Below are 17948 nucleotides of genomic sequence, written 5' to 3' on the forward strand. Positions count from 1 at the left end.
ATATTGTGATTCATATAACGAAATCCTCTGGAGGTGTAAAAATTGGATTTATCCCAAAATGCCTTACAAATTACCCCTTCTATGACATTAGAAATAACGGCAAAGGCAAAACAGCTAAAAGCTCAAGGCGTAGACGTTATAGACTTTGGAGTAGGAGAGCCAGATTTTGATACACCTGATTACATAAAAGAAGCTGCAATTGACGCTATAAAAAAAGGCTACACCAAATACACCCCTTCTTCGGGCATTTCTGAATTAAAAAAAGCAGTATGCGACAAGCTTTTAAAAGATAACGGCCTTAAATACCAACTAGACCAAATTGTCATATCAAACGGCGCTAAACACTCTATATATAACGCTCTTTGTGCAATTTTAAATCCTGGTGACGAAGTTATAATTCCTGTACCTTATTGGTTAAGCTATCCTGAGATGGTAAGGCTGGCTTACGGAAAGCCTGTCTTTGTAAAAACAAAAGCAGAAAATGACTTTAAAATTACAGCCGAAGAATTAAAAAATGCTATTACCTCTAAGACAAAAGCTTTAATTTTAAATACACCCAACAATCCAACTGGCTCAGTGTATACTAAAGAAGAGTTAAAAGAACTTGTAGAAATTATTGAAGAAGCAAATATTTTTGTCATTTCAGATGAAATATACGAAAAATTAATTTACGAAGGCAGTCACATCAGTATCGCCTCTTTAAATGAAAAAATCAAAGAACTGACAATTTTGGTAAACGGTATGTCTAAAGCTTATGCCATGACGGGATGGAGAATAGGTTATACCGCTTCTTCTTTAGAAGTTGCAAAGGTGATGTCAAACATTCAAAGTCATACTACCTCAAATCCCAATTCAATTGCTCAATATGCCAGTGTAGCTGCTTTATCAGGTGATGAAACTGTTATTAAAAGAATGGTAGAAGAATTCAATAAACGAAGAATTTATATGGTAGAAAGGATAAATAAAATAAAGGGATTGAAATCAAATAAACCTCAAGGGGCTTTTTACGTAATGGTAAATATAGACGAATACATTGGGAAAGAGTTAAAAGGAAAAATTATTAGAGGTTCCATAGATTTTGCAAATGCCTTAATTGAAAGAGCAAATGTAGCAGTTGTTCCTGCTTTGCCCTTTGGAATGGACAATTACATTAGGATTTCTTATGCTACTTCCATTGAAAATATTGAAAAAGGCTTAAATAGAATCGAAGAATTTTTAAATAAAGCATAATGAGGAGGTAAATATGCGAAATACTTATCAGAATCCGTTAATAACAAGATATGCTAGCAAAGAAATGGCCCAAATCTTCTCTGACGACGAAAAATTTAAAACTTGGCGAAGATTATGGGTAGCCTTGGCAAAAAGCCAAAAAGAATTAGGGCTTAATATTACAGATGAACAGATTAAAGAAATGGAAGAAAATATAGACAACATAAACTATGAAGATGCGGAAAAATTCGAAAGAGAATTTCGACATGATGTTATGGCTCACATACATGCCTATGGTCTTTTGTGCCCTAAAGCAAAACCTATAATTCATTTAGGAGCCACCTCTGCTTTTGTAGATGACAATACAGACATTATTTTGATGGATAAGGCTTTTAAGCTAATTGAAAAGAAGCTTCTTAAAGTAATAAAAATTCTATCCGAATTTGCTTTAAAATATAAAGATTTACCTACTTTAGGTTATACTCACTTTCAACCAGCTCAACTTACTACGGTTGGTAAAAGAGCATGCCTTTGGATACAAGATTTAATTCTCGATTTACAAGATTTAAGATATAGAAGAGAAAACATAATGTTAAGAGGAGTAAAAGGAACCACTGGTACACAAGCAAGTTTTATGGAACTTTTTGGTGGTGATGAAGAAAAAGTAAAAGAGCTAGACAGATTAGTAGTAGAAAAAATGGGATATAAAAAGTCCTTCCCCGTGACAGGGCAAACTTATACGAGAAAATATGACTTTATGCTCTTGTCTGTATTGAGCGGTATTGCTCAAAGTGCTCACAAATTCAGCAATGATCTAAGGCTTTTACAACATTTGAGAGAAATTGAAGAGCCCTTTGAAGAAAAACAAATAGGTTCCTCTGCAATGGCTTATAAAAGAAATCCTATGAGAAGCGAGAGAATGGCAGCTTTAAGTAGGTATGTTATTGTCACACTTTTAAATGCATCTATTACTTCTTCTGCTCAATGGTTTGAAAGAACTTTAGATGATTCAGCTAACAGACGAATTGTAATACCCGAAATGTTCCTTGCCACAGATGCTATATTAAATCTTTATATAAACATTGCGTCTGGTTTAAAAGTAAACAAAAAAGTAATTGAAAAAAATGTGATGAAGGAATTGCCTTTTATGGCTACAGAAAAGATTTTAATGGAAGCTGTGCTTAAAGGTGGGGACAGACAAGAGTTACATGAAGCTATAAGAGTATACTCCTTAAAAGCGGCAGAAGAAGTTAAAAATGGAGAAGAAAATAGGTTGCTAGATTATATACAAAATGACCAAAGATTTAAACTTTCCCAAGAAGAAATTAAAGAATTAGTTGACCCTATAAAATTTACCGGAAGAGCTGTAAGCCAGACTGAAGAATACATTAAGGAAATTGTAAACCCTATTTTAGCAGATTTTAAAGAAGATGTAGAAGCAAAAGTAGAAGTGTAAAATTTGTTCACTTTCCACATCCCAATATCATAGAATAACAATAAAATTGGTATTGGGATGTGGTGGTAGATGGGAATATGGCCAGTTTTCTTTGAAGGATATAAAATAGAAAAAAAGTTAGAAGATAAACCTAAAGAAGTTACAACAACTGTAGATGATAAAAAATTACAAGAAGAAGCTTTAAAAGAGCTAAATTCTTTGATAGGCCTTAATAAAGTGAAAGAAATTATACAAGAAATTTACGCTTTCTCACAACTGCAAATAAAGCGTAAAAAGGAAGGATTAGCCACTGAACCTATAGTATTACATATGATATTTAAAGGTAATCCAGGAACAGGCAAAACTACTGTAGCAAGGATATTAGGAAAACTTTTAAAAAGTATAGGAGTTTTAGAAAAAGGCCATGTAGTTGAAGTAGAGAGAGCTGATCTGGTAGGAGAATACATAGGACATACTGCTCACAGAGTCCGTGAAAATGTAAAAAAAGCTTTGGGAGGAATTTTGTTTGTAGATGAAGCTTATTCTTTGGCAAGGGGTGGAGAAAAAGACTTTGGCAAAGAAGCTATTGATACTCTTGTCAAAGAAATGGAAGATAATAGGAATAAATTTATACTTATATTAGCAGGGTACAAACACGAAATGGAATATTTTTTAAATACCAATCCCGGACTTCGCTCCAGGTTTCCAATCCAGATAGATTTTCCTGATTATACTATAGATGAACTTCTTCAGATTGCGGAAGTCATGGTAGAAAACAGGCAATATAAGCTTACAGAAAGTGCAAAGAGAAAATTAATGAAAATATTGATTCGTGACGACAATTCAAGAGAAATAGGAAACGCGCGCCTTGTAAGGAATATTATAGAAAGAGCAATTAGAAAACAGGCTGTAAGAGTTTTAAGCAAAATAAATATAACCAAAGAAGATTTAATAACAATAGACAGTATAGACATTAGAGAGGACTGAGAAAATGGACACAAAAAAATTTTTGCAGAACAATTTCCATATAAACTCAAAGATAATCGAAGTTATAGAAAAAGCAGAAAAAGATTGTTATCCTGTATTTAGAAAGATTGATAAGACTGTAGAGTACAATCAGTATAAGGTCATATATCATTTCCAAAAGAACAAATTAAGCGATATTCATTTTAATGGCACAACTGGCTATGGATATGGTGACATCGGGCGAGAGACAATCGAAAAAATATATGCAGGAATATTTGCCGCAGAAGACGCTTTAGTAAGGCCTCAAATCGTATCTGGAACTCATGCTATAGCATTATGTCTATTTGGCAATTTAAAACCAAATGAAGAGCTAATTTCGGCTTGTGGGAGGCCTTATGATACGTTAGAAGAAGTAATAGGGATAAAAGGGGAGGGGAGGGGAAGTTTAAAAGAATACGGAGTTATATATAAAGAAATTCCCCTCCTTAATGATGGAAAAATAGATATAGAAAGTGTAAAAAAAGCAATAACCTCAAAAACTAAAATGGTGATGATTCAACGATCAAAAGGGTATGACTATAGAAAGTCTTTGAAGATAGAAGATATAGAAAAGGCAATTAGTGAAATTAAAAAGGTAAAAGAAGATGTAATTATATTTGTAGATAATTGCTATGGAGAATTTACTGAGATAAAAGAACCAACAGAAGTAGGAGCCGACATTATAGCAGGTTCTCTTATAAAAAACATAGGTGGGGGAATTGCTCCTACAGGTGGATATGTAGTAGGAAAAAAGGGATTAGTTGAAAATGCTTCTTATAGGCTATATGCCCCTGGCATAGGAAAAGAGGTAGGTCCTTCTTTAGATTTAAATAGATTGATTTTACAAGGGTTATTTTTTGCACCTCAAGTGGTAGGACAAGCTTTAAAAGGAGCTGCTCTTTTAGCGAAAATTATGTCAGACTTAGGCTATGAAGTTACTCCAAAATATGACGAAGAGAGAACTGACATAGTTCAAGCTATCAAATTTAAAACTTCTAAAGAGTTGATATCTTTCATCCAGGGAATACAAATGGGATCCCCAGTAGACTCTCATGTAATTCCTGAGCCGTGGGACATGCCAGGATATCAGGATAAAGTCATAATGGCAGCAGGAGGATTTATACAAGGATCTTCTATAGAGTTAAGTGCAGATGCACCTATAAGAGAACCTTATATCGCATACGTGCAAGGTGGTCTTACTTATCCTCAAGTAAAATTGGCAATAGCTATTGCTTTAAATAATATTTACAAGTAAAATAAAGTCCGAAAGGAAGAAATTTCTTCTTTTCGGACTTTATTTTAATCTTCTTTTTGTGATAAAGGATTTTTATTTACAGCTTCTTTTAATTGCGAATCATCCACATGGGTATAAATTTGCGTCGTAGACACGTTAGAATGCCCTAGGAGCTTTTGTAAAGTCCTTATATCTACATTACCATATCTGTACATCAAAGTCGCGGCTGTATGGCGCAATTTATGGGCAGAATATTTTTTTCCTTCTAAATTAGCATTTTTTAAATGTTTTTTTACGGTATATTGCACAGTTTTAACACTTATGCGTTTAAGCCTTTTGCTCAAAAACAAAGCCTTTTTATCTTTGACTCCTTCTTTTGGCCTTACTTCTAAATATGTATTTATTGCATTAATACAGGCATCATTTAAATAAACTGTTCTTTGTTTATTTCCTTTTCCTATAACAGTTAGTTTATCATCTTTTATGTCGTCTAGATTTATAGTCACCAGTTCAGAAACTCTGAGCCCACAGTTTAAAAACAAAGTGATAATAGCGTAATCTCTTTCTTTAAAGGGCCCATCTATAGAATTTAAAAGCTTCTTGCTCTCATCAAGGGTGAGGTAAATAGGCTGTCTTACAGAAAGTTTTGGCGACTCTAATTCTTGAGTAGGATTTTTGCTTAGCACTTTAGCTTTTTTGTAAAGATAATTATAAAAAGACCTTAAACTTGCTACTTTTCGAGCACGAGCAGGGGGAGTATTAGACCTTTCGTTAGTTACAAAGTTAAGGTAGGCGTATAAGTCGTTTAAATCAACAGATTCTATCAAATCAACATCTACATCAGAAATATCTATTTCATCAAATTCTACATTGGGACTAGTTTTTCCGCGCCTTTGCTTTAAAAAGCGCAAAAACAAAACTAAATCATAAGCATAAGCTTTTACAGTATTATAAGAACGGGCTTTTACAGTTGAGAAGTAGTTTAAAAATTCTTCAAGAAGAGGGGGATATTTAATAGAACCATTATTAGAAGTATTTTCATCATTAGACATTTTCAAAACTCCTTTCTATTTTTTATAATTCTAATTATACGAAATAACTATTTCGTATAATTACTTATATATTATAATACCATAAATATAATACTTAAATCAAGCTACTTTAGAGACTGGCGCTCAAAATTATTAAAAAGCTCAAGGAATCTTAGTTTAGCAAGATTCCTTGAGCTTAAAACTCTTATAACTTTTTAGTGTTTCTTTTTATTTGCTCTGTAGCCAGTCTATCACATAAATTGTTGTATTCACTATCTGCATGACCTTTTACTTTAATCCAATTGATTTGATGTCTTTTTGAAACCTCTAAAAGCTCTTTCCATAACTCTTGATTTTCTACTGGAGTTTTATCTGATTTTAGCCAATTGTTTTTCTGCCACTTTTCAAGCCAGCCTTCTTTAAAGGCATTTATTACATAACTACTGTCACTATATAAATTAACTTTACAAGGCCTTTTTAAGGCTTTCAAAGCTTCTATTACTGCTTTTAATTCCATTCTATTGTTTGTAGTATTTTCTTCAAATCCTGATATTTCTTTTTTTGTTCCTTTGTACAGTAAAACTGCTGCCCAGCCACCTGGACCAGGATTACCACTACAAGCTCCATCTGTGTATATTTCAACAGCATCGATATTATTTGACATTTCTACTTCAATCCTTTTGTTTTTTGATATGCTGCAGCCACTGCTTCAATTACCGCACTTCTCATTGCATTTTTTTCCAAAATCCTTATACCTTCAATAGTTGTACCACCTGGAGATGTTACCATGTCTTTTAATTGGCCAGGATGAAAACCTGTTTTTAATACCATGTTACCTGCACCAGCTACAGCCTTTGAGGCTAATTTATACGCAACATCTCTTGGTAATCCCAATAGTACACCACCATCTGCCAATGCTTCAATAAACATGTACACAAATGCTGGACTACAACTAGAGACAGCCATTGCAGCATCAATCAACTTTTCTTCTACTTCTACAATTTCCCCACAGGTTTTAAAAATCTTCTCCACAATTTCTTTATCCTCTTGTTGTATCTCTTGCGAGTAACTTATAGCAGTAACACCTTCTCCTATTAAAGCAGGAGTATTAGGTATTGTTCTTATTATTTTTCCTGTTTTTAAAATATCTTTGACATGACTTATAGTTATACCCGGAGCTATAGTAATTATTATTTTTTTATCAGTTACTTTTACTTTTATTTCTTCTAATACAGCATCGTAAATATTAGGTTTTACTGCTAAAATGATAATATCTGACTTTTCAGTTAAGTCAATATTGTCTTTTGCAACAATAACACCAAATTCTTTTTCTAATCCCGCTGTTTTTTCTTTCACTGGATCATAAAGAATTAAATCTTCAGCGTCTATAAAATCTGCCTTTAATATGCCCTTTATAAGAGCAAGTCCCATATTGCCGACTCCTATAAAACCAATCTTCATCTTGAAAAACTCCCCTACTTTGTTATTTCAAAAAAACAGTATTAGTTACCCTAATACTGTTTTTTTGTTTTTACTCTTCTTTCTTCTCATCCTTATCAGAACCAGAGAAGATTACAGGCTTTTGGGGTGTAATTGTCGAAATTGCATGCTTATAGATAAGAAGTTGTTGTTTATTCTCTGACTCCAACACCACTGTAAAATTATCAAATCCTTTCACCAAACCCTTTAATTGGAATCCGTTGATTAAGTAAATAGTTACTGGTACATGCTCTTTTCTCACTTGATTTAAAAAGATATCCTGTAAATTAATAGCTGCTTTTGAACTTGCCATCTTTATCCCCCTTCTTTAATATGTATCATTAGTTATATTCTATCAAAAATTTAATTTTCCTGCTAAATATTTAATAATATTTTTCTTGAGTTCTTCATAATTTTCATAGTCATCTACAAAAAACCATTTGATAAAGTCATAACCCTTAAACCATGTGATCTGTCTTTTTGCATACCTCCTTGTCCCTTTTTTAATCTTTTCAACAGCTTCTTCTAAAGAAATCTCTCCTTTTAAATACTCGACAATTTCTTTATATCCTAAAGCCTGCATAGCAGTACTGTCTTTATTATACCCGATTTTTAGCAAGTTTACCACTTCTTCAACCAAATTATTTTTTATCATTTCATCTACTCTTTGATTAATTCTATCGTATAAAATTTGTCTGTCTCTGAAATTAAGCCCTATCATTATAGGCTGATACTCTAGATTTAAACGCATACCACTCATTTTTTGATAGTAAGAAATAGGTTTGCCTGTAAATTCATAAACTTCTAAAGCTCTGATGATTCTTCTAATATCATTTGAATGTATTTTTTTTGCTGCCTCTGGGTCCACACTTTTTAACTTCTCATAAAGATATTGACTGCCATAAGTATTTGCTAATTCTTTCATTTTCTCTCTAAATTCTTTGCTTCCTTCAAAATCAGAAAAGTGCATGATGTAAATTATTGAATTGATATATAAACCAGTTCCCCCTACAATTATAGGAAGTTTCCCTCTTTTGTAAATATCCTTTATAATCTCTTTCGCTCTTTTTTCATATTCTGCTACACTAAACTCTTGATTTGGATCTACAATATCTATCAAATAATGAGGGATGCCTTGCATTTCTTCCTTTGTAATTTTTGCTGTACCAACATTCATGTACTTATAAACTTGCATAGAGTCAGCAGAAATGATTTCTCCATTAAATTCTTTTGCCACGTCTACTGCTAATTTAGACTTGCCAGAGGCTGTGGGCCCAACAATAAGTACAATTTGTATAGCCATCCCATCACCCTTATATTACATAATTCTTTTAAACATCTTTTCTAACTGAGTTTTTGTTATAGCGATTATAACAGGTCTTCCGTGAGGACAAGTATAAGGATTTTCTGTAATTTTTAATTCATCAAAAAGTTTATGAATTTCTTTTTCAGATAAATTATCCATAGCTTTTACTGCAGCTTTACAAGCCATCATTATAATATTTTCTTCTTTTAAGGATATTTTATTTATAAGTTCCTTATCTTTAAGTTTTTCCACTATATCTATAAATAACTGCCTTGCTTCTGGATGTCCTAAAATTACAGGCACTTCTCTTAATATTATAGAATTGTTCCCAAATTCTTCAAATGCATAACCTAATTTATTTAAAAGCTCTTTTTCTTGATTAACAAGTTCTAAATCTCCTGGTTGTAACTCTACTACAATAGGAAATGTTACTTGCCTTGTTTGAATTTTTTCATATTGGAAAGTAAATTTTTCATATAAAATCCTTTCATGGGCAGCATGTTGGTCAATTATATAGAATACATCTTCCTTTTCTACGATTATATAAGTAGAAAATAATGTGCCCACTATTCTTATATCACTTATTTTTTTAGCAAGGTCATTTTTATTTACTTCTTCTTTTTCATGTTCATATTCCTCATAAATTGCCAAATGGTTATCTAAACTATTATTTTTACTATTTTCTTTTAATACATTATCTTTTAAAAAAACATTCTTACCTTTAAATTCATTGTCAAGTTTCTTTTTTCCCTCTTCTAATTCTTTATCAGAAGAAGTCAAGTATAATTTTGTCTGCTCAGCTAAAATAGTTGGAGTTTCAATTTCAAAGATATTTTTCTTTTCTTCAATTTTTACTTCTGGTATCAAGTTGTATTTATGAAGGCTATCCTTTATAGTTTTATAAACAGCTTCAAAAATTCTTCTTTCATCTGAAAATTTTATCTCTAATTTTGAAGGATGTATATTCACATCAATCTGCCTTGGGTCTATTTCCATGTACAAAAAAACAGCAGGATATCGGTTTACAGGTATATAAGTCTTAAAAGCTTCATCGATAGCAGCTGTAAGGGTCTTATTTTTTACATATCTTCCATTTACATAGAAAAATTGCATATTCCTATTTGAATAATTTAAAGAATTTTTACCTGCTAAAATCTTTAATTTCAAATCTTCACTTTCAAAAGAAGCTGACATAAGAGAAGAGTAGACTTCATTTCCAAAAAGCCTTAATATTACATCTTCTATATTTCCATTGCCTGATGTTATAAACTGCAATTTCTTGTCTTTTACATATTTAAAAGAAACTTCAGGATGGGAAAGACACAATTTAGTTACAACATCGGTTATGTACATAGCTTCTGTTGAAGGACGTTTCAAAAACTTCCTTCGTGCCGGCGTATTAAAAAACACATCTCTTACTTCAATACTACTTCCTTTTGCACAACCACAAGTAGTTTTTTCTATTACCTTTCCACCTTCCACAACAACTTTAGTACCAAATAAAGCTCCTTCTTCTTTAGTCTGTAAAGTTACATGGGAAACTGCCGCAATACTAGCTAAGGCCTCTCCTCTGAAACCTAATGTCCCTATACTGTAAAGGTCATTGTCAGATTTTATCTTGCTGGTGGCGTGCCTTTCAAAAGCTAAAATAGCGTCTATTTCATTCATTCCACAACCGTCGTCAGATACCTTTATATAAGGAATGCCACCTTCTAAAATTTCCACTGTAATATTTTTGCTTCCAGCGTCAATAGAATTTTCAATTAATTCTTTCACTATAGAAGCAGGTCTTTCAACAACTTCTCCTGCAGAAATTTTATTTATTGTATTTTCATCTAAAAGATGAATTTTATTCATAATATTCCACTCCTCAAGGAGATTGCCTTCTCCTTTAATTCATATAAATAATTTAGAGCTTGAATAGGAGTCATGTTGTTCACATCGCAATTGGCTATATCATCAATTAGCGAATCCTTTGCCGTAGAAAAAATATCTATTTGAGTAAAGGCAAGTTGCTGTGATGCATTTTCTAATTCGGGCTTTATGACCTTATCATTTTCCAAACTGTTCAATATCTCTTTTGCTCTTTCAACAATGCTATAAGGTAGTCCTGCTAATTTTGAAACTTGTATTCCATAGCTTTTATCAGCGCCACCAGGTACTATTTTCCGTAAAAATATTATGTCATCTTCTCTTTCCTCTACTGAAACATTATAATTCCTTACTCCCTTCATCTTGCCTTCAAGTTTTGTCAATTCATGATAGTGAGTAGCGAACAAAGTTTTAGCCTTTATCTTTTCATGAATATATTCAATAACTGCATGAGCTATACTCATACCATCATAAGTGCTTGTACCTCTCCCTACCTCATCTAGTATTATCAAACTTTTACTAGTAGCAGATTTTAATATATTTGCCACTTCAGACATTTCCACCATAAAGGTACTCTGTCCTGCAAAGATGTCGTCGGATGCTCCTACTCTTGTAAAGATTTTATCTACAATCCCAATTTTAGCGTAAGAAGCAGGGACAAAAGAGCCTATCTGCGCCATCAGTACAATTAAAGCAACCTGTCTCATGTAAGTAGATTTACCAGCCATATTAGGCCCCGTTATTATCATGATAGGATTTTCAGGACCAATATCTATATCATTTGCTACAAAAGATTCATCAGAAATAGTCTCTATTACTGGATGTCTCCCTTCCTTGATGACTATTCTGTCACTATAATCTACTATCGGTTTTATATATCTATTTGTTTCCGCAACTTCTGCAAAGGAAATGAGTACATCTATTGTGGCTATATATTTTGCTGTGTTTTGTATTCTTACAATTTGTAGTTCTACTTTTTCTCTTATTTCGTTAAAAAGCTGATATTCAAGCTCAATTAATTTTTCTTCTGCTCCTAATATAGTCTCTTCTACTTCTTTAAGCTCAGGTGTCACATACCTTTCTGCATTTGCCAAAGTTTGTTTTCGTATGAATCTTTCAGGAACCTGTGGTATATTAGATTTTGTAACTTCAATATAATAGCCAAAAACTTTGTTGTAACCTATTCTCAAGTTCTTAATGCCTGTTTTTTCTCTTTCTTCAGCCTCAAGATTTGCGATCCAATTTTTCCCGTCTGTTGAAGCCTTTCTTAGCTTATCCACTGTTTCATTATATCCATCTTTTATGATGTTTCCTTCTTTTAATTGAGTTGAGGGGTCGTCTTTTATTGACTTATCTATTAATTCGTATATATCTTGTAAAGTATCAAATTTCTCGCATATCTCTTTCAAAAGCCTTGAATTGAACTTTTCTAATATTTTTTTTATGTAAGGCAAATTTTGCAGAGATAACTTTATGGAAATAAAATCTTTTGGATTAATACTCTGGTAGACAATTTTGCTGGCCAATCTTTCTAAATCGTATATTTTGTTTAAAAGTTGTTTTAAATCTTGGCGATTTTTATAATCATTAGAAAGTTCTTCTACTGCTTGCAACCGAGTATCAATATGCTCTTTGTTAAGCAAAGGCTCTTCTAGCCATTTTTTTAAAAGCCTTCCTCCCATAGGAGTTACAGTTTTATCTAAAACTCCTAATAAAGAGCCTTTTTTTGACTTGTTTCTATTAGACTCTAATATTTCTAAATTTTTTATTGCATTGCTGTCTAATCCCATATAGGAGTTATCTTCATATATAAGCAATTTGTTTATATGCTTTAAAGCAGTTTTTTGTAATTCTTGTAAATAGCTAAAAAGAGCCGCTAACGAATTAGCCATATAAGGCTTATCTTTTATACCTAATTCTTCGGATTTTTTATTAAATTGAGTTTCTATTAATTTAATTTTTTCTTCATAGTCAAGCTGATTTTCACAGATATTTACAACACAGTTATTATTCTTGAAAATTTTTATATATTTATTATTTTTTAGAAAATTTTCATTAGCGATTATTTCTGAAGGGGCATACTTTGTTATTTCATCATAAATTTTTTTAATGTCTTTACAATTTTTAAGCTCTGTAGCGTATAATTCTCCCGTTGTTACATCAACAGCACAAATTCCATAATTGTCCCTTTCTTTAAAAACAGACACAAGGTAGTTATTTGTTTTTTCATCCATTGATTCAGGATTTATTATTGTCCCTGGAGTATATATTCTTACTACATCTCTTTTTACTAATCCTTTTGCTTTTGCAGGGTCTTCTAATTGCTCACAAATAGCAACTTTATATCCTTTTTTTATCAACTTGTCTATATAAAAGTCTGCTGCATGGTAAGGAACACCAGCCATTGGGGCTCTTTCTTCCGTTCCTGCGTCTCTCCCTGTCAAAGCTATTTCAAGCTCTTTAGCAGCAATTTCCGCATCTTCGTAAAACATCTCATAAAAATCTCCTAGGCGGAAAAAGAGTATTGCATCTTTATATTTTTCTTTTATTTTAAGGTATTGTTCCATCATTGGAGTGACGGCCATTTTTTTGCACCTCCGACTCCTCTTTATTATATCATAAAAATTAGCGCCCATATAGGCGCAGTTTTATCTTATAACTTCTACTAATTCTCCCTGCATTGTCCAAGCCTTTGTTTCAGTTATTTTAACATTAGCAAGTTTGCCGATAAGGCTTTTATCTCCCACAAAGTGGACTACTTTATTGGTTCGAGTTCGAGAGGTCAATTTATTACTGTCTCTTTTACTAATTCCTTCTATCAATACTTCCACAATTTTTCCTCTTAATTCAGCACTTTTTTCTAAGCTGATTTTGTTTTGCAGCTCTATAAGTCTTTCTAAACGCTCATGTTTTACAGCATCATCTACTTGGTCTGGCATATTTGCCGCAACAGTGCCCGCTCTTTTGGAGTAAATAAAAGTATAAGCAGCATCAAATCGCACTCTTTCTACTAAATCCAACGTCTCTAAAAAATCCTCTTCTGTTTCACCTGGAAAACCTACGATTATATCTGTTGTTATCGAAATTTCTGGAATGTTACTTCTTACTTTGTCAATAATTTCTAAATAGTGTTCTTTGGTATATTTTCTATTCATCTTTTTTAAAATCTTGTTACTACCAGCTTGTACAGGTAAATGCAAATGTTCACAAACTTTATCTAGATCTCTCATGGCATATATTAATTCATCGGAAATATCTTTAGGATGAGAAGTCATAAACCTTATTCTCTCAATTCCTTCAATATCATTTAGCCTATAAAGTAGTTTTGCAAATGTTATATCTTCATCAAGGTCTTTTCCGTAAGAATTTACATTTTGTCCCAATAAAGTGATTTCCTTATACCCTTTTTGGGCTAATTCTTTTACTTCTGCTATTATATCTTCTGGCTTTCTGCTCTTTTCTCTGCCTCTCGTATATGGCACTATGCAATAGGTGCAAAAATTATTGCAACCATAAATAATATTAACCCATGCCTTTAAATTGCTGTCTCTTTTGACAGGTAACTCTTCAATTACATTTTTTGTATCTTCTATAATATCTATAACTATATCTTGAGAGTTCAAAGCCTCCCATAAAAGCTGTGGAAATTTATATATATTATGAGTGCCAAAAACAATGTCTATATAGGAATATTTTTCTTTAATAGCTTCTACTACATTTTTTTCTTGCATCATACAACCAGATACACCAATAATTAAATTAGGATTTCTAGCCTTCAATTCTTTCATTTGTGATACTCTTCCCAATACTCTTATTTCAGCATGTTCTCTTACAGCACAAGTGTTAAAAAGTAAAACATCAGCTTGTTCCAGATTTTCAGTATATTTATATCCCATCTCTTCTAACATACCTGCCAGTTTTTCTGAATCATGGACATTCATTTGGCAACCGTAAGTTTCAATGTGATAATAAAGGTTTTTACCCTTATTTTCTTCTGCAATTTCTTTCATTATTTTTTCTTGTTTTTTTAATTCTTCTTCAGTCACATAAACATTGGTAGGCATTATTATTACCACCTCTTTTATCCCTGTGGAATAATTTTTTTATAGAAAAAAGTTTTAATTGGTTCAAAATTGTATCTATATGGCAATATTATTTGCTCTGTGCTACCTACAAAAAATATACCACTATCATTTAAAGACTCATAAAATTTTTTATATATTTTATCTTTAGCTGTATCATTAAAATATATTAACACATTTCTACAAATTAATAAATCTATATTTTTAGGATATTCATCTTTTAGCAAGTCATGTTTTTCAAATTGTACACTTTTTCTAATATCTTCACTTATCTGATAACTTTTGTCATCAATTTTTCTCAAGAATTTTTTTAAAAATTCTTGAGGTACTTTTTTAACAGTCTCAGCCGAATATATACCTTTTTTAGCTTTTTCTAATACTCTTCCATCTATGTCTGTAGCAATAATTGTCACATCTTTTAAATCTATAAACTTCGTTAAAAGCATGGCTACAGAATAAGGTTCTTCCCCAGTAGAACAAGCTGCACTCCACACTCTAAAACCTTTTTTTATAATGTTAGGTAAAATGTCTTTCTCTAAGATTTCCCACTGTGAAGGGTTTCTAAAAAATTCTGTTACATTAATAGTAATATAATTTAGAAACTCTTCATATAATGTTTTATTGACAGTAAGTTCATTAAAATATTCCTCATAAGAGCTAAATTTGTGACTAGTGATTAAAGATTCTAATCTTCTTTTCATTTGCTTTTCTTTGTATGAAGACAAATCTATTCCAGTTAATTTATGTATTTTTTCAACAAAGTCCTCATAACCTACCATAAATATGTTCACCCCTAATTATAGAAAAAAGTGGCTTTAAAAGCCACAAAGGAATCAAAACCTTCATACTATCTATGGAATTTAATCAGTAGTTAACCACCTTCACTGGTTTTTCAAAGACTCCACGTTTCACCTCTGTTGCAGTCATGTTTTGTGCTCTTAACATTTTCGCTATATAGTTACAGGCATCCCACGGATTGACATCATCACCACAAGTAAATACGTCAACCGCGGCATAACCCAGTTCTGGCCAAGTATGGATAGTTATATGAGATTCTGATATGACCACTACTCCGCTTACGCCCTGGGGATTAAATTTATGGAAAGCTACTTCCCGTATCTCTGCGCCTGTCACTATTGCAGACTGAACCATTATGTCTTCGATTAATTCCAAGTTGTCTAAAATATTGCTATCGCACCCATAAATTTCTGCCAAAATATGGCGACCCAAAGCATTCATTTTGTATCGTGCCTCCTTTACTAAAATAATGTATACATTCAATGATTTTAATTTTATCAGATTTTTTTCTTTTGTCAAGGTTTTTTACATGACAGTTTAAAAATTTTTATTAAATATTTCTCCCAAGGTGATTCTAAGCTCTTGATGCTCTATTTCTACAATATCTTCTTCCAGAGGCACTTCTTTAAGATTTATTTTTTTGTCTTGTTGATTTATGTTCAATATTTCTACTCCTATAATATCATTCATTTTATATGCTTTGATATTATTTTCTAAATTATTTTTATGAACCAATCCTTCTATTCCTGCTTCTAGCTGCACAAATACCCCAAAAGGCGTAATGTTAGTGATAGTTCCCTTTAGCACGTCTCCTTCGTGATATTTTGCTTCTGCATTCTCCCACGGATCTGGCAACACTCTTCTCAGGCTCAAAGTAATTTTTTCATTTTTTTCATCTACATTTAATATATAAACCGAGACTTTATCTCCAATTTCCAATACTTCTCGCGGATTTTTAATTCTTTCCCAGCTAATTTCACTTAGAGGGATAAAACCATCAAAACCTCCTATGTCTACAAAAGCTCCCTTATCTATTATGTTTTTTACTTTTCCTTCTACTATATCTCCTTCTTTCAAATTTGATAAAAGCGCTTTTTTAGCCTTTTCTCTTTCTAGTTTCATTACTTCTTTTTGCGATCCAACAATCTTCTTGCCAGGAATATACTCAATTATTCGAAGCCGTAAAGTTTTACCTAAATATTCATTTAATTTGTCGACATAATGTAATTCCAGTTGAGAAGCAGGAACAAAAACCTTAGCTCCTAGTGAGTAGGCAATCACTCCGCCTTTTACAACCTCAATAACTTCTCCTTCAATTATCTCTTTATTTTTATAGGCTTTTTCAATTTTTTCTCTGCTCAGCTTATCATCAGCCATAACTTTAGAGGCTAATACATTTCCTTCATCATTTTCCACACTTATTATATATAAATCTAACTCATCCTCAACATTGAAGGTCTTTTTTACATCAAAATTAGGATTTAAAGAAAGTTCATTTTTAGGCACAAAAGCATCTGATTTATAGCCAATATTTGCAATAATCCCCTCATCAGAAACTTTTATCACTTTTCCCCTGACAATCTCTCCAGGTCGCAACGTCTTAAAAGTATAACCTTCTAAAAAATCATTCATTCCCATCTTCCCCTTTTAAGAATCTAATTTTCTCTATCACGTCCTCTATCACATAATCGGGGGTTGAAGCTCCTGCTGTTACTCCTATAATCTCATGGTCTTTTACCATTTCAAGAGTCAATTCCTCTGCATCTTCTATATGAAAAGTGTTTTTACAATTTTTTTCACATATCTTTTTTAGTTTTTGAGTATTAGAGCTATGTTTCCCTCCAATTACAAACATTACATCTACCTTTTTTGAAAGCTCATCAGCAGCATCTTGTCTTTTTTGTGTAGCATCACATATAGTATTAAAAAAAATAAGGTCTTTAACTTTTAGCTTTATTACTTCTAAAATATCTTTCCAATGCTTTTCAATGAGAGTAGTTTGAGCAACTGCACATGCCTTTTCTAATTGAGGTAATTCATAAGCTTCTTCAATTGAATTTACCACATAAGCAGTGTCATCACACCATCCGTTTACTCCTATTACTTCTGGATGATTTCTATCTCCTACAATGATAATAGAGTAGCCCTTGTGGTAGTACTCATAAACTATATTTTGGACCTTTTTTACAAATGGGCAGGTAACATCTATGACTTCAATTCCTTTTTTAGCGAGAAAATCGTATAATTTTTTAGACACCCCATGACTTCGGATAATTAATTTATCGCCCTCAGTTAATTTATCCAGCTCTTCTTCTTCAATAACATTAACCCCTTTTTTCGATAAGTCCGATATAACTTGTGGATTATGAATAATTTCACCTAGAGTATATATTTTTTTTCCATCACCTTTTTCAATTTCCTGATATGCAGTTTCAATAGCTCTTTTTACTCCAAAGCAGAAACCTGCATACTCAGCAATCAATATTTTCATTCTTTA

The 17948-nt window shown here is 32.2% G+C and carries 16 protein-coding genes; 4 read left to right on the forward strand and 12 right to left on the reverse strand.

From position 1 onward, the window contains the following. Positions 1–42 precede the first annotated feature (42 nt). From BUB32_RS03930 to BUB32_RS03945, 4 genes are all read left to right on the forward strand, one after another. The gene (locus BUB32_RS03930) at positions 43–1230 is read left to right on the forward strand and encodes a pyridoxal phosphate-dependent aminotransferase (protein WP_072967644.1); all 1188 of its coding nucleotides are present in this window, start codon (positions 43–45) and stop codon (positions 1228–1230) included. Between the two features lie 13 nt (positions 1231–1243). Then, positions 1244–2665: an adenylosuccinate lyase gene (gene purB, locus BUB32_RS03935; RefSeq protein ID WP_072967645.1), complete on the forward strand. Its 1422-nt coding sequence runs from the start codon at positions 1244–1246 to the stop codon at positions 2663–2665. 69 nt (positions 2666–2734) lie between these two features. After that, positions 2735–3631, forward strand: coding sequence for a stage V sporulation protein K (spoVK, locus tag BUB32_RS03940; RefSeq protein WP_072967647.1), 897 nt, complete (start codon positions 2735–2737; stop codon positions 3629–3631). Between the two features lie 4 nt (positions 3632–3635). Next, the gene (locus tag BUB32_RS03945) at positions 3636–4904 is read left to right on the forward strand and encodes a methionine gamma-lyase family protein (RefSeq protein WP_072967649.1); all 1269 of its coding nucleotides are present in this window, start codon (positions 3636–3638) and stop codon (positions 4902–4904) included. Positions 4905–4948: 44 nt separating this feature from the next. On the opposite strand, the gene BUB32_RS03950 is transcribed toward BUB32_RS03945, so the two are convergent. From BUB32_RS03950 to BUB32_RS04005, 12 genes are all read right to left on the reverse strand, one after another. Continuing rightward, entirely contained in the window at positions 4949–5935 is a 987-nt protein-coding gene (locus tag BUB32_RS03950) for a tyrosine recombinase XerC (RefSeq protein WP_072967650.1), read from the reverse strand. 184 nt (positions 5936–6119) lie between these two features. Then, entirely contained in the window at positions 6120–6578 is a 459-nt protein-coding gene (gene rnhA / locus BUB32_RS03955) for a ribonuclease HI (protein ID WP_072967652.1), read from the reverse strand. A gap of 2 nt (positions 6579–6580) precedes the next feature. Next, positions 6581–7375, reverse strand: coding sequence for a pyrroline-5-carboxylate reductase (gene proC, locus BUB32_RS03960; RefSeq protein WP_072967653.1), 795 nt, complete (start codon positions 7373–7375; stop codon positions 6581–6583). A 70-nt stretch (positions 7376–7445) separates the two neighbouring features. Beyond that, positions 7446–7706, reverse strand: coding sequence for an RNA chaperone Hfq (hfq, locus tag BUB32_RS03965; protein ID WP_042833028.1), 261 nt, complete (start codon positions 7704–7706; stop codon positions 7446–7448). Positions 7707–7748: 42 nt separating this feature from the next. Beyond that, positions 7749–8696, reverse strand: coding sequence for a tRNA (adenosine(37)-N6)-dimethylallyltransferase MiaA (miaA, locus tag BUB32_RS03970; RefSeq protein ID WP_042833027.1), 948 nt, complete (start codon positions 8694–8696; stop codon positions 7749–7751). 15 nt (positions 8697–8711) lie between these two features. After that, positions 8712–10556 carry a DNA mismatch repair endonuclease MutL gene (mutL, locus tag BUB32_RS03975; RefSeq protein WP_072967655.1) on the reverse strand — a complete coding sequence of 615 codons (1845 nt, stop codon included), beginning with the start codon at positions 10554–10556 and terminating at the stop codon, positions 8712–8714. Next, on the reverse strand, positions 10553–13156 hold the full coding sequence (mutS, locus tag BUB32_RS03980) for a DNA mismatch repair protein MutS (protein ID WP_072967657.1): 2604 nt from the start codon (positions 13154–13156) through the stop codon (positions 10553–10555). Before mutS ends, mutL begins: the two co-directional genes overlap by 4 nt. 63 nt (positions 13157–13219) lie before the next feature. After that, positions 13220–14635, reverse strand: coding sequence for a tRNA (N6-isopentenyl adenosine(37)-C2)-methylthiotransferase MiaB (miaB, locus tag BUB32_RS03985; RefSeq protein ID WP_072967659.1), 1416 nt, complete (start codon positions 14633–14635; stop codon positions 13220–13222). Between the two features lie 17 nt (positions 14636–14652). After that, the gene (locus tag BUB32_RS03990; protein ID WP_072967660.1) at positions 14653–15432 is read right to left on the reverse strand and encodes a CheR family methyltransferase; all 780 of its coding nucleotides are present in this window, start codon (positions 15430–15432) and stop codon (positions 14653–14655) included. A gap of 85 nt (positions 15433–15517) precedes the next feature. Beyond that, positions 15518–15892, reverse strand: a complete 375-nt coding sequence (gene speD / locus BUB32_RS03995; protein WP_003866794.1) for an adenosylmethionine decarboxylase — start codon at positions 15890–15892, stop codon at positions 15518–15520. A gap of 96 nt (positions 15893–15988) precedes the next feature. Further along, positions 15989–17089 (reverse strand): 30S ribosomal protein S1, encoded by a 1101-nt coding sequence (locus BUB32_RS04000; protein WP_084726977.1) that lies wholly within the window; start codon positions 17087–17089, stop codon positions 15989–15991. After that, the gene (locus tag BUB32_RS04005; protein ID WP_072967663.1) at positions 17076–17942 is read right to left on the reverse strand and encodes a 4-hydroxy-3-methylbut-2-enyl diphosphate reductase; all 867 of its coding nucleotides are present in this window, start codon (positions 17940–17942) and stop codon (positions 17076–17078) included. The genes BUB32_RS04000 and BUB32_RS04005 overlap by 14 nt, the downstream gene beginning before the upstream one ends. Between the last annotated feature and the right edge of the window lie 6 nt (positions 17943–17948).

This window comes from Thermoanaerobacter uzonensis DSM 18761 (genome assembly GCF_900129115.1).
Taxonomy (GTDB): domain Bacteria; phylum Bacillota; class Thermoanaerobacteria; order Thermoanaerobacterales; family Thermoanaerobacteraceae; genus Thermoanaerobacter; species Thermoanaerobacter uzonensis.

Excerpts from the sequence above, each read along its gene's own strand:
- BUB32_RS04005 (WP_072967663.1), bottom strand. The coding sequence starts at position 17,942 with ATGAAAATATTGATTGCTGAGTATGCAGGTTTCTGCTTTGGAGTAAAA.
- BUB32_RS03950 (WP_072967650.1), bottom strand. The coding sequence starts at position 5,935 with ATGTCTAATGATGAAAATACTTCTAATAATGGTTCTATTAAATATCCC.
- mutL (WP_072967655.1), bottom strand. The coding sequence starts at position 10,556 with ATGAATAAAATTCATCTTTTAGATGAAAATACAATAAATAAAATTTCT.
- mutS (WP_072967657.1), bottom strand. The coding sequence starts at position 13,156 with ATGGCCGTCACTCCAATGATGGAACAATACCTTAAAATAAAAGAAAAA.
- BUB32_RS03990 (WP_072967660.1), bottom strand. The coding sequence starts at position 15,432 with ATGGTAGGTTATGAGGACTTTGTTGAAAAAATACATAAATTAACTGGA.
- miaA (WP_042833027.1), bottom strand. The coding sequence starts at position 8,696 with ATGGCTATACAAATTGTACTTATTGTTGGGCCCACAGCCTCTGGCAAG.
- BUB32_RS03945 (WP_072967649.1), top strand. The coding sequence starts at position 3,636 with ATGGACACAAAAAAATTTTTGCAGAACAATTTCCATATAAACTCAAAG.
- proC (WP_072967653.1), bottom strand. The coding sequence starts at position 7,375 with ATGAAGATTGGTTTTATAGGAGTCGGCAATATGGGACTTGCTCTTATA.
- spoVK (WP_072967647.1), top strand. The coding sequence starts at position 2,735 with ATGGGAATATGGCCAGTTTTCTTTGAAGGATATAAAATAGAAAAAAAG.
- purB (WP_072967645.1), top strand. The coding sequence starts at position 1,244 with ATGCGAAATACTTATCAGAATCCGTTAATAACAAGATATGCTAGCAAA.
- rnhA (WP_072967652.1), bottom strand. The coding sequence starts at position 6,578 with ATGTCAAATAATATCGATGCTGTTGAAATATACACAGATGGAGCTTGT.
- speD (WP_003866794.1), bottom strand. The coding sequence starts at position 15,892 with ATGAATGCTTTGGGTCGCCATATTTTGGCAGAAATTTATGGGTGCGAT.
- miaB (WP_072967659.1), bottom strand. The coding sequence starts at position 14,635 with ATGCCTACCAATGTTTATGTGACTGAAGAAGAATTAAAAAAACAAGAA.
- hfq (WP_042833028.1), bottom strand. The coding sequence starts at position 7,706 with ATGGCAAGTTCAAAAGCAGCTATTAATTTACAGGATATCTTTTTAAAT.
- BUB32_RS04000 (WP_084726977.1), bottom strand. The coding sequence starts at position 17,089 with ATGGGAATGAATGATTTTTTAGAAGGTTATACTTTTAAGACGTTGCGA.